Origin of the sequence: Daejeonella sp. H1SJ63, assembly GCF_029360775.1 — a bacterium.
In the GTDB taxonomy this organism is placed as follows: domain Bacteria; phylum Bacteroidota; class Bacteroidia; order Sphingobacteriales; family Sphingobacteriaceae; genus Daejeonella.
The window spans coordinates 75387-87719 of sequence record NZ_JARKMZ010000039.1; the positions used below are offsets into that span (position 1 = coordinate 75387).

Annotated in this window: 5 protein-coding genes; all 5 read left to right on the forward strand. The window is 37.8% G+C overall.

Annotated elements, in window-relative coordinates; translation table 11 throughout:
* Positions 1-4 precede the first annotated feature (4 nt).
* The 5 genes from P2W72_RS13975 to P2W72_RS13995 are packed head-to-tail and all read left to right on the forward strand — an operon-like array spanning position 5 to position 12307.
* Positions 5-454: a GPW/gp25 family protein gene (locus P2W72_RS13975; RefSeq protein ID WP_276363720.1), complete on the forward strand. Its 450-nt coding sequence runs from the start codon at positions 5-7 to the stop codon at positions 452-454.
* A 3-nt stretch (positions 455-457) separates the two neighbouring features.
* A complete protein-coding gene (locus P2W72_RS13980) occupies positions 458-4117 on the forward strand; it encodes a hypothetical protein (protein WP_276363723.1) in 3660 nt (1219 codons plus the stop codon).
* Positions 4118-4161: 44 nt separating this feature from the next.
* Positions 4162-7218, forward strand: a complete 3057-nt coding sequence (locus P2W72_RS13985) for a hypothetical protein (RefSeq protein WP_276363726.1) — start codon at positions 4162-4164, stop codon at positions 7216-7218.
* An 18-nt stretch (positions 7219-7236) separates the two neighbouring features.
* Positions 7237-10866 (forward strand): PKD domain-containing protein, encoded by a 3630-nt coding sequence (locus P2W72_RS13990; protein WP_276363728.1) that lies wholly within the window; start codon positions 7237-7239, stop codon positions 10864-10866.
* 1 nt (position 10867) lies between these two features.
* Positions 10868-12307 (forward strand): contractile injection system tape measure protein, encoded by a 1440-nt coding sequence (locus P2W72_RS13995; RefSeq protein WP_276363731.1) that lies wholly within the window; start codon positions 10868-10870, stop codon positions 12305-12307.
* Positions 12308-12333 lie beyond the last annotated feature (26 nt).

Consider the following 12333-nt stretch of genomic DNA (forward strand, 5'->3'; position numbering starts at 1 on the left):
TGTTATGGCAGAGGTAAAAACAAATGATTTCCTGGGGCGGGGCTGGAGTTTTCCGCCGGAATTTAATATTACATCTCAGTCAGTGGAAATGACAGAAAAGGTAGATGATATTTATAAGAGCCTTGAAATATTACTTACCACGAAGGTTGGTGAACGCATAATGCAGCCCAAGTATGGTTGTAATATGGATGAACTGATCTTTGAATCATTGGATACTGCCACAAAAACTATCATCATAGATAAAATCAAAACTGCTATACTCTATTTTGAACCTCGTATTGATGCTAAGAAGATAGAACTGAATACCGATAATGAATCTGAGGGAATTATTGTTTTGGAAATTGAATATGTGGTAAGGGCAACAAATTCGCGGTTCAATTTTGTATACCCTTATTACCGTAACGAAGGAACTGAATTACAATTTATTAGTACCAATAATCCTGTAGCATTTTAAGTCATGGCTTGTATAACTAACAAAAACCCTTTAAATCATGGCGGAACAAGCCAGGAGCAGCGTCTGCTCAACGAGATGAAAAGGGGATATGTGAGTATTGATGAGCGCGACTATGCCGATTGGATTGTCTTTGCCAGCAGGTTCTCTGCCTACCTTAATTATTATAATCTGGAAAATAAGGTTACTAATAATTGGCAGCCATTTTTCGAAAGTGATGTATCTGCAGTATTAGGTTCAATAGCTATACAAGACATTGAGGAGTATAAGCTCGAAATAAAAACCAGGTTTGATATTTTAAAAACTAATGAACAGCAGGTAAACCCTAAAAAAGAAAACTTAAGCGCTTTAATTGCGGGTGTACTTACTTTATCTAAAGCATTAGATTTCTATACTTCAAAACTGGCCGATGATAATCAACTGAAAATTAATATCCGGAACCTGGTTCATGTCAAATTACAACCAGCACTGCAAAAGCTGCTTGCATATTATAAAGGCGGAAAAAAATTGAACTTGGTTAAGGATAAAGATCAGCCCGGCTGGAAGGTCATTGGTATTCCGGTTGAAAAGATTTCTGCAATTCTGGCAGAAGGATTATCCTCTATGTGGTTTAAAAATGAGGCTAACTGGACAGATTTTTATACCGGTATTCCGGAGGATAAAAGCATTTATGGTGATCCGGCCTCAGATCCAATCAGAAAGATAGGTCATGCAGCCAATCATAATTTATTCAGAGGAATATTCGACCAATTTCTAATGTCCTATGCCAGGATCATTAAAGAGTCTGAAACTGCATTGATGCAAAGTTTAACTACAGTAAATAATCATACCCCTGATTATACACTATTCCTGAGTTTTTTACAACTTTTCCGATATTCAAAAGAACATATAAATACATTAACTCAGTCTCATTTAGACTTTTACTATAAAGATGTTTTAAGGCTTAAATCACAGCCTGAAACCCCTAATAAAGCACATATTCTGTTAGAGCTTGCTAAACAGGCAGATACCCATTTGCTAAAGAAAGGCACTTTATTAAAAGCAGGGAAAGATAGTCTGGGTAAAGAGGTGTTTTATGCAATGGAAAATGATGTAGTATTTAACAAATCGAAGGTTGTTAAACTTATGTCTGTTTACAGGGCTAATGCTACCGATAATTATTCTTCAATTAATAATGCCGGCAGAATATTCGCTTCGCCGGTTATCAATTCTGCTGATGGCCTTGGCGCTGAAATCGAAACTGAATTTAAGGAGTGGCATCCCTATATAAATAAGGATGCTGTTGAGGGTATAGTAACAAATATCAGGATGCCCATGGCACAGATTGGATTCTCTGTTGCATCCTCAAACTTATATTTAACTGAGGGGGAGCGGATAGTTAACATCAAATTTGCACCGGCATTTACGGCAGGTCAGCTCACTGCTTTAGGATCTGTTGAATGCTTTTTAACAACAGAAAAAGGATGGTATAAAGTAAGCGCTCATACCTGGAGCGCAGGTACAATCACCGGGCCCATAAATGCAAGTATTTTAACACTTAAAATTCCGGGAGATGTTGCCGCGATAACAAATTATAATGCATCTGTTCACGGGGGCTTGTTTAACTGTAATGTTCCGATGCTAAAGGTTTACCTGACTAATTCAGCTGATGTGATTTATAAGTACGATCTGCTTAAAGATATTAATGTCAGCAATATTGAAATTGAGGTTAAGGTTGGGCTTGATGATAATGATTTAATTATAAATGGCGGATTAAAAGATCTGCTTTTATCAAATGATTTTGGTGAGCTGGATCCTTCAAAACCTTTTCTTCCTTTTGGCCCGGCTCCAAAGGCAGGAGCTTCCCTCATTATTGGGAACAATGAACTGTTTAAGAAAAAAGCAAAACTTTATTTTAGTGTAGGCTGGAAAGATCTGCCTTCAACTACCAGAGCTATTGATTATGAGACGGCTGCTGCTGCAACAGATAACAGCCCCAGGGTAAGTTTATTTTCTCTTGAAAAAGGAATCTGGAAGGATCCTGATATAGAACTAAGCATACTTAGCGACTCGAATTTATCATCACCAAGCCCAAACATAAGCTTCCCATCTTCCTTTTACCAGTTGTCAGATAATGTTATTGCAGAATATTCTGAAAATTACAACCGGTATAATATCGCTTCGAATAAGGGTTTTCTGAAACTTAAGTTGAAGGAAGGGTTTGGTCATGCAGCTTATCAAAAGCAATTGACTCTCTATCTGATTGATAAGGCCAAGCCAACTCCTGCCGGTCTTACTGAACCAACAGAACCTTATACCCCTATGCTTGAAAGAATATCACTTCATTATAAGGCGCTTGTTACTACCGATATCAGTGATGCGGATGATTATGCTGATCGTCAATTACAATTCTTTCATCTGTATCCTTTTGGGGAAGCGGAACAGCACGCCGTTCTGAATGATGGTGCTGAAGTTTCTTTATTGCCGGATTTTAAAGGCAGTAATGAAAATGCCGGAGAACTGTACATCGGGATAGAAAATTTACAGGCAGGACAGAGTGCAGCTCTATTGTTTCAGGTATTGGAAGGAACCAGTAATCCTTTGCTCGACAAGCCCGAGAAACATATTACCTGGAGCTATTTAAGCAATAATACCTGGAAAAAATTCGATGATCAATCGGTAACAGATAATACTGGTCAAATCGTTCAATCAGGTATCATCTCTTTTGTTATTCCTGCTGACGCTGGTACAGACAATACCCTGTTGGAACCAGGTTATATCTGGCTGCGGGCGGCTGTAGAAGAGCAGGCAGAAGCAGTTTGTAAGATACTATCTGTAGATGCACAGGCGGCAGTGGTTACTTTTGTATCAAATAATAATGCTTCTGACTTTCAGCAGACTGCTTTGCCGGCCGGCAGTATTTCAAAATTGAAAGAGGCTTCCTCAGCAATTAAAAAAATTAAACAGCCATATCCTTCTTTTGGAGGTCGTTCTGCCGAAACCTCTGAACAGTATTTTATCAGGGTAAGTGAGCGTTTGCGTCATAAGTCCAGAGCCATAACGATTTGGGACTATGAACACCTGATACTTGAAGCTTTCCCTTCGATACATAAGGTTAAGTGCCTGAATCATACTAAATATTCAGGCAATGATTATAATGAACTTGCACCCGGGCATGTAACAATAATTACGATTCCTGATTTAATAAACCGCAATGATGCAAATCCGCTGCGCCCTTATACAAATCAGAATGTTCTGGAACAAATAGAAGCATTTTTAAAAAAGAAGATTTCCTGCCACATAAAACTGGATGTCAGACATCCTCAGTTTGAAGAAGTGAGACTGGAATTCAAATTAAAGTTGATCAGCGGGCTCGAGTTTAATTATTACCGCGAATTATTGCAGAAAGAAATAACTGAGTTTCTTACACCCTGGGCGTATGGTAAGGCAACAGATATTGTCTTGGGAGGTAAGGTACATAAATCTGTTCTCATAAATTTCATAGAGGAGCGCAGCTATGTAGATTTTATAACTGATGTGAAGATGTATCATCGGACTGATGAAAGTCTTACCGAGAGTTCTGATACTGATACTATTGAGGCCTCAACTGCCAAATCTGTTTTAGTATCGGCACCATCATCAAAACATACTATTTGTGAGGTAGGAGTAGCTTGTGTATTAATGTAAGTGCCGGGGGAATTTAATGATATACGAAATACCGAAAAGAAACTATGGCTGAAAATATTACCATATTGAAAAATCCGGTTCTTAACAACAGTGAAGACTTTAACTTCCTGCGTTCAAAAGGAATGGAATATATTGAAGCTTTGAGCAGCAGCTTATGGACTGATTACAATATACACGATCCGGGTATCACTCTTCTCGAGTTACTTTGTTATGCAATTACCGACCTTGGCTATCGGACATCTTTTGATATTAAAGATATTCTTGCTGAGGCACCAGGTGTAAAAGCTGATCATAATAAGCAGGCCTTTTTTACCGCCAGGGAAATTCTTACGGTCAATCCCTGGACAATTCAGGATTATCGCAAGTTACTGATTGATATCGACGGGATAAAAAATGCATGGCTCTTCTGTAAGGAGATCTCTTGTGATGATCTCCTGATTTACGCCAATTGTGCCAAAAGTATATTGCAATATTCGCCTCCAACTGAACATCAGATAATAATTAATGGCTTTTATGATGTTCTGATTGAATTTGAGGAAGAAGAAGGTGTGGGAGATCTTAACAGTGGTAAGATAAAGTATAATTTCAGTTTTATTACTGATTCGCTTAACCTGGAATATTCAACTGCTGCAATCGAAATGCGTTTGCCGGCCTGGCATGATTTAGAGGCAAATAAGTCCGTTTACAAATCATTCAGGAACACTGATACTGTAATTACAGGCATTATAGTCAAGTTTATTTCTGGCAATAAAGGCGATAACTCCAATATTCCTCAAAATGAGCTGGCCAGAGCCTTGCGTAAACCGCTTTATGCGACAATTGATATCATTTATGCTGCCGATAAGGCTGATTTAACAGTCACAGAAACATTAACCCTTCCGGATACTCCATTTACAGTTTCGTTCGGCAGCGAATCCGATAGAAAAATTATACAATTGAGCGATCTTGAATTAGCTATTGAAGATTCTTCGGCATCAGGAATTATACCCAAATACCTTGAAAAAATTAAGAAGGCTGATGAAGTCATAGCGGAAACAAGGTCATTACTGCATCAGCATCGTAATCTCTGTGAAGATTTTTGTTCTGTAAAAGGTATAGAAGTTGAAGACATGGCAATCTGCGCTGACATGGATCTAAGTTCTGATGCAGATATCGAACAGGTGATGGCCCGGGCCTATTACCTGATAAGTCAATATTTTAGTCCTGATATCCGCTTTTACTCCCTGAAAGAACTGCTTCAGACAGGCATAGCTGTTGAGGAAATATTTGAAGGGCCGAAATTAAACAGCGGATTTATTAATAATAATGAGCTGGACCAGACCCGGCTTAAAGAGGAACTATATACCTCAGATATAATCAATCTGTTAGCTGATATCCCGGGAGTAATCGCTATCAGGAACCTGGTTATTGTAAAGTATGATAAAGAAGGCAATCGTATTCAGAGCGAATCCTGGACGATGCCGGTTACATTGAATCATCAGCCCCGCTTGTATATTGAAGGCTCCAAATTTTTGTTATTTAAAAATGGTCTTCCTTTTCTTCCCGACAAACTGGAACTATCTGATTCACTTCAGGTTATCAGAGGGATGAATGTACATCTTCAGTTCTCAGTAACTGATAATGATCTGCCTGTTCCTGAAGGAACATATTACCAGCTGAATAGCTATCAGCCGGTACAATATGGTTTGCCTTTAACCTACGGACTGGGCGATGAGGGTTTGCCTTTGAATGCCCCGGATAAAAGACGTGCACAGGCAAAGCAACTGAAGGCCTTTCTGCTTGTATTCGAACAGGTTCTGGTTAATTACCTGGAACAATTAAGTCATGTAAAGGACTTATTTTCACTGGATAAAACTGTTTTAAAAACATATTTCAGCCGGCTTCTTGACAATGATGATATCAATGGTATTAGCGATTTGTATGCTCTGGTGAATGGTGCAATATTAGATCAAACAACTCTGGATGATTTAACAGAGTCTAAAACAGTTTTTCTCGACCGCAGAAATCGCTTTCTGGATAGTCTGATGGCCCGTTTTGCCGAGCGTTTTACCGATTATGCATTAATGCTTTATTCTTATGAAGGGAATAAAAAACTGGCAGATGAAATTCTTATAAACAACAAGATCAGCTTTCTCAAAGATCTGCCTTTCATGAGTGCTAACAGGGCCAGGGCATTTAACTATAAAGATGCCGGACACGTATGTGATAATGAAAATATTGCCGGTTTAAAAATGCGGATTGAGCGCCTCTTAGGTCTTAAAAAGGCCAGAGACTATTTCGAGTTGTATGAAGAAAAGGATATAGACAATGTTTCATTCGAACAAAGGTGGCGTTTGGTTGATGATGACGGGAATATTTATATCAGCAGCAGTACCAGATATACAGACCCCGATTTAACTCTTGCTGAAGCAAAAGCACAAAAAGAAATAGATGAGGTACTGAAGTATATCACAAATGAAGGCAGCTTTGAGATAAAGAAGGAGAAGAAATGGATTCTTAATTTAAAAGACGGGACCGGAGAGACCATAGCCACACGTAAACAAAGTTTTCTCACAGAGGCAGCGGCAAAAGAGGCCCGTGATGAAATAATAAAATATGTTAAGCAGTTACAGCTTTCCAATAAAATATTTATTGTAGAACATCTTCTATTACGTCCCCGAAATATGCCCGGCACTGAAGTTGTGAATGGTGATCCTTTTTTGGGTATCTGTATCCCGGGGAACTGTGATTTATGCGGTCAGGAGGATCCATACTCATTCAGGATGACTATCGTTATGAACGGGGAAGCTGGTCTGGCAAATTCGGGTATCGCATTCCGCCGCTTTGCTGAAGATACAATCCGGATGGAAATTCCCGCACATCTGGCACTTAAAATTTGCTGGGTAAGTAACCTGCAGCTGGAAAAATTTGAACAATTGTATTGTGCCTGGTTAAATGAACTTGCAAAGAATGAACAGGATACATTAGCCTTACATACCAAACTGACTCTTCTCCTGAATGAATTTATAAAGCTTAAATCAGTTTACCCTAAAGCTTCTTTGCATGATTGTGCAGATGGCAACGACGAAAACAGGGTGTATCTGGATCAAACAATAATATAGAAATTTAAAACCTTTGTTATGTTAGCTTCAAAACTCAATTACCCGGAATTTGTTCCAGATCAGCTGCTTAGCTCGGAACATTTGAACCAGCTGTTCGAATATCTTGAGGAGCAGGGCAGGCTTAGCAGAACCAACTTGATTGGTATTGGTATAGTATGTGGTTTGGAGCTTCAGCCTTCTGCCGACGGGAAGTCAATATACATCACCAAAGGTTGCGGTGTAACATCCGAAGGGTATTTAATTTCTGTTGAGGGGATTAATTATACAAAATATAAGGATTTTAATGCTGTGCAGGACAGACTTTACAACAGGTTTGTTGATAGCGGAAGACAGCCCCGTTTTCATATTGATGAACTGAAACAGGACTCAGTAGAGGATGCGACTAGTCTTGACGCTGATTTCCTGAAAAATAAAATTGTTCTGCTATTCGTCGAAATTCTTGAAGAAGGTGCCAAGAATTGTAATCCTAATTCCTGTGATGATAAAGGTATTAATGTAACAGTAAGTTTCAAGCCTCTGCTGATTGATATAAACGATGCCAAGTCCCTGCAGAGTGGTAATAATGGAACTTCAAATAACAAAATCCGGAATCTTGATGAACTGAGAATGCCAAGGTTTGATGTGCCGGCGACTTTACTGGCTGATACATCAGCAATATTTGAAGTGTACCAAAAGGTTTTAAATACTACCTTTCTTACCAAAACAGAATCGGTTTTAACAGAAGCCTACAACACAATTGCGCCTTTGGTGCTGGATATTTATCCGGCTAATCCCTTTAATAATCTGTCGGGCAGCTTTAATTTTATTAATGATAAAAGCATAAGCGGCAAACAGCTAATTAATATTCAATATTATTATGACCTTTTCTCAGACCTTTTGCTGGCCTATGAAGAGTTTCGTCATGTTGCAACCCGGGCCATCAGCATGTGTTGCCCTGATAGCAATTTGTTTCCCAGACATCTAATGCTTGGATTAGCCAGTGTGGATACTTTAAAATCTACAGGTGAGTATAGAGATTATTTTATTCCATCACCTGTTTTGAATTCAAATTTATACCTGACAAGGGAATTAAGGTCCTTATTTACACGTATGGCATTGCTGATAGAAAAGTTCTCTCTTCCACCGGTTACAGCGGGTGATTTTAAGGAGAAATATCAGAATGCAAAACGGGTCAGGATTACCCCCACTAAATTTGGTGCTATACCTCTTTCTGAAAAATCAATACCTTTTTATTACAATCCGGTTGTTGGTGATCTTAAATTATTCCGCTTTTGGAATTATGAAAAAACAAGTCTGGGCAGGGAAAAACGAATTTTATCATACAATGTTCAGGATTATAATACCAGCGATGATGATATTATGAATCCTCTTAATTATGATTTAGAACCTAATAATTTTCTCAGAATAGAGGGACATGTAGGCATGAATTATAAGGAAGCCCTGAGAAGTATTATTTCCATTAAAAATGAAAAACGTTTGCCATTTGAGGTTATCGCCTTAAGCGGAGATGTTAAATCCTTACGCACACAGATCAAAGAATTATCGGCCGGGGCAAAAGGTGATTTATTAAACGATTTGGGTTCTGAAAAAATAAAATGCCAGTTTAAAGATCTCGAATCCATATATGATACACTGGCTACAGGCTTTACCTGCACCTTGTGCGGTGAAATGAAATACTTTTATAATATGCCTGGGGGAAATACAACTTTACCTGCCCCTTCATCTGTTATACCTCAGGTACCTCTGTTAAAAAAATGCGATAGGAGGTTCAGATTTAAAGCAAATTCGCTTGGGCATGAGTTTGAAATATATTATAACGAAATTAAAGATGATGATTACATCGGCTCAAATGTTTTGCTGAATAATCAAACTGACCTTAAAGATGGCGAACAAAATACTGCCGCTTATGCCTTATTGTACTATATCGAAAAGCTTTCAGAAAGTATTTCTTCGAATCTTGGTAATTTTGATATAAGGATTTTTATCAGACGGCAGACGGACCTCATCAGGGTTGCTGAATATTTGAAAAATTTAATTAGCAAAGCTAAGGCAACAAATATCGGCATCTTAACTGAAGATATAATTGACCATCTGGATGTACTGATTTACAACTGTAAACAAGTTCAGTTTTTATCATTATACCGTGATTATTTAATCCGCTTGTTCTCTGTCCTTTTACAGCAGAAATTTGCATTTTTTATCAGAAAGCATCCTGGAATACAGCATAAAGCCGGTGTAAGCGTAGGGGGCACTTTTATATTAGTTTATCATGAAGAGGTAATTGAACCGGAGAAAAAAGAAATCACCAATTCAATGGAAAAGAGGTACGTAGAGTCGTCAGATTCAACCAATTCAAAGTCGGGTGAAGAAGCTTCGAACAGGTATACAGCAATTGACCCCGAAGATGATGACGATCTATTTTCCAAAAACGATGTAGAAGTGCTTCGTGAATTGTTTAACGAAAAGGATATTAACCAGAACTTAGAGAACTTAATTGGCGAAATAGATCATGGAACTGTAATAGCTGATTTTTATCTGCCTTACCTGTGTTATTCTGATTGTCAGCCAATTAACTTTATTATAAATGAAAGTAAACCGCCAGCAGAGAAGCCTAGCATTGATATAAAAATTAAAGAATTCTGTTCTGATGATAAACAGGCCTATGCAGTGTTTGTTTCGCCTGAAGGTGGAAACTTAAGCGGAGAGGGTATAGTTACAGCCGCCGATAATACGGTTACTTTTCAGCCATCAATCGTTGATCTTCAGACCGGTACTCAGAAAAGTATAAAAATTATTTATACAAAAGATGGAGAAACCGTTTCAGTTGATGTTTTAGTTTTTAAGAAACCAATTGCTGCATTTGACTTTAAAGGAGGCATTAATGTAAATGAGATAAGCTTTATCAATAAATCTCAATTTGCCGACAAGTTTGAATGGGATTTTGGGGATGGTGGAACATCTGATGAGAACAGTCCGAAGCACACTTATACTACTAATGGAACCTTCACTGTTAAATTGAAAGTAAGCAATGGAATATGTTCAAATACGGTTAGCAAACCGATAGACATAAAAGTTCCGGTAGTTAAAACCTGCTTAACTGTGAGCCAGATAATTGAAGCATTTAAGAAATTAGAGTCCCTTGATCTTCAGCTTTTTAGAGTTTTTGTTAATGCTTATCCTTCTTATCAGGATATTGCTGCATTTTTTAAAGAATTTGAACAGATTTCTACCGAAGAAACCGATAAACAGATTGAATTTTTAGCTGTTCAGGAAATAAATGCCAGAATTAACGAATGGCTGGAAAAACTGATTGAACTGGTACTGAACAGTGATTTGCAGTTAATTGCTGCAAACTTATACAGGATCCTCGAAAACCTTACCATGTATATTTCCTGTATTCAGAAAGAAGATGTGAATTCAGCTAAGGTTTCCATGGCAGGTACATTTGATTTAATCATCAGTCAGATCGAAATGATCAAATCACTTCCTGACCTTTCTGATCCTTTGAAAGAGCTGATAAAGACTCTTACAGAAGACCTGTCTGCTGAGTTGACAAGGATCAAAGACAATAAAGAAGAGAGCAGTAAGCCTGTTTATTTTGAAATAATTCAAAAATTACTTGAGCTGATAAAATCAATCAATTTGTAAAGTGACTTCAACTAATGGAAATATTATCCGGAAGCAGATCATTGATGTAATTGTCAATGCACCTGTTAATGGTTTTGAGTTTCAAAACGAAGTTGAAAGCCTTTGCCGGCTTAAATTGAAGACCGGACTGGAAAACTTAATGCTTAAATATGGTTCAATGGAGGATGTAATCTGCATTGATCTGTTGTTTGCGGAGGTTGAATATAATAGTATGGAGGATTTTCAAAATTTGTTTGCGGAGAAGATATTAGCTGAAATTGAAAAGCAACTGGATGAAAAAATAAGTTATTCGGATGCATCAAATACTGATTTAAATTGGTCAAAAGCAGACAGATTGCTTAATTTATTGATTTTTTATCTCCGCAAAGGATTTTTACCCTGGTGGAGCACTGTTAAAACATCATCTGATTGGCAGGCACAATTAAATAAGCTTATTTCTGAGGGAAATGGACCCGCTAACTGGACGATACTTTACCCGCCACTTAAAGAAAGTGGGGTCAGAACGCGGTTATTGGAGATTCTTAACCAGGAGCAGTTTTGGAAATTGATTAAGAGTTTAACAGAAGTTAACACGGGCAGTCTCAGGGCTGATTATGAAATTATCCTGAGCACTTTTAAGGACGCCAAAGAAAAGCACATTTTGGGACAGCTTTATAAAAACCTTTTATTATACTCAATTTCCGAAGCCGGAAATGGCAAAACTCTTATTGATTTGTTTTCAGGTATCCTGACGAATGATATTGAATTAAAATACCCTGAGCTGCTTTCCTTAATTATTATTGATAAGATTAATACGCCTGCATTAAGAGGTTTTATGGTTAAGGCAATGCGAAAATCTGTGAATAATCCTTTGGAGATTCGCACAAAAGAAACAAGATCAGCTGATAATACAAAACTTGAAAAAAATCAGCCTGCCGAACGCGGCTTCAAACAAGATAGCCCAACAGAAAAGGATGAAATTTATATTAATAATGCCGGTTTAGTCATTGTTTCGGCCTTTTTACCTATGTTTTTTAATGATATCCGACTAATTTCAAAAGCAGGAGTTTTAGACAGTAATAAGGCAATCGCAGTGATGCAATATATTGTCAATGGCCGGGATGAATATGAAGAATTTGAAGCAGTGTTAGCTAAAATACTATGCGGAATAGAAATAAGTGATCCGATTTCAAAATATAGGTTAAGCAGAAAGGAAAAGCGTAAAGTAAAAGACCTGCTGGAATCAGTTGTGGAACATTGGGCGGCATTAAAAAGCACTTCTGCAGATGGATTAAGGGCTTCATTTTTACAAAGGGAAGGCAAATTGAATTTTAAAAATAATAACTGGAACCTGAAGGTTAAGCAGGAAGCTTATGATATGCTGATACCCCATATTCCATGGAATATCAGTCTGATAAAACTGCCCTGGATGAAGTGCATGCTAAATGTAGAATGGACATAGAAATATTGGGATAATAAATAAGGGTT

Excerpts from the sequence above, each read along its gene's own strand:
- P2W72_RS13985 (WP_276363726.1), top strand. The coding sequence starts at position 4,162 with ATGGCTGAAAATATTACCATATTGAAAAATCCGGTTCTTAACAACAGT.
- P2W72_RS13980 (WP_276363723.1), top strand. The coding sequence starts at position 458 with ATGGCTTGTATAACTAACAAAAACCCTTTAAATCATGGCGGAACAAGC.
- P2W72_RS13990 (WP_276363728.1), top strand. The coding sequence starts at position 7,237 with ATGTTAGCTTCAAAACTCAATTACCCGGAATTTGTTCCAGATCAGCTG.
- P2W72_RS13975 (WP_276363720.1), top strand. The coding sequence starts at position 5 with ATGGCAGAGGTAAAAACAAATGATTTCCTGGGGCGGGGCTGGAGTTTT.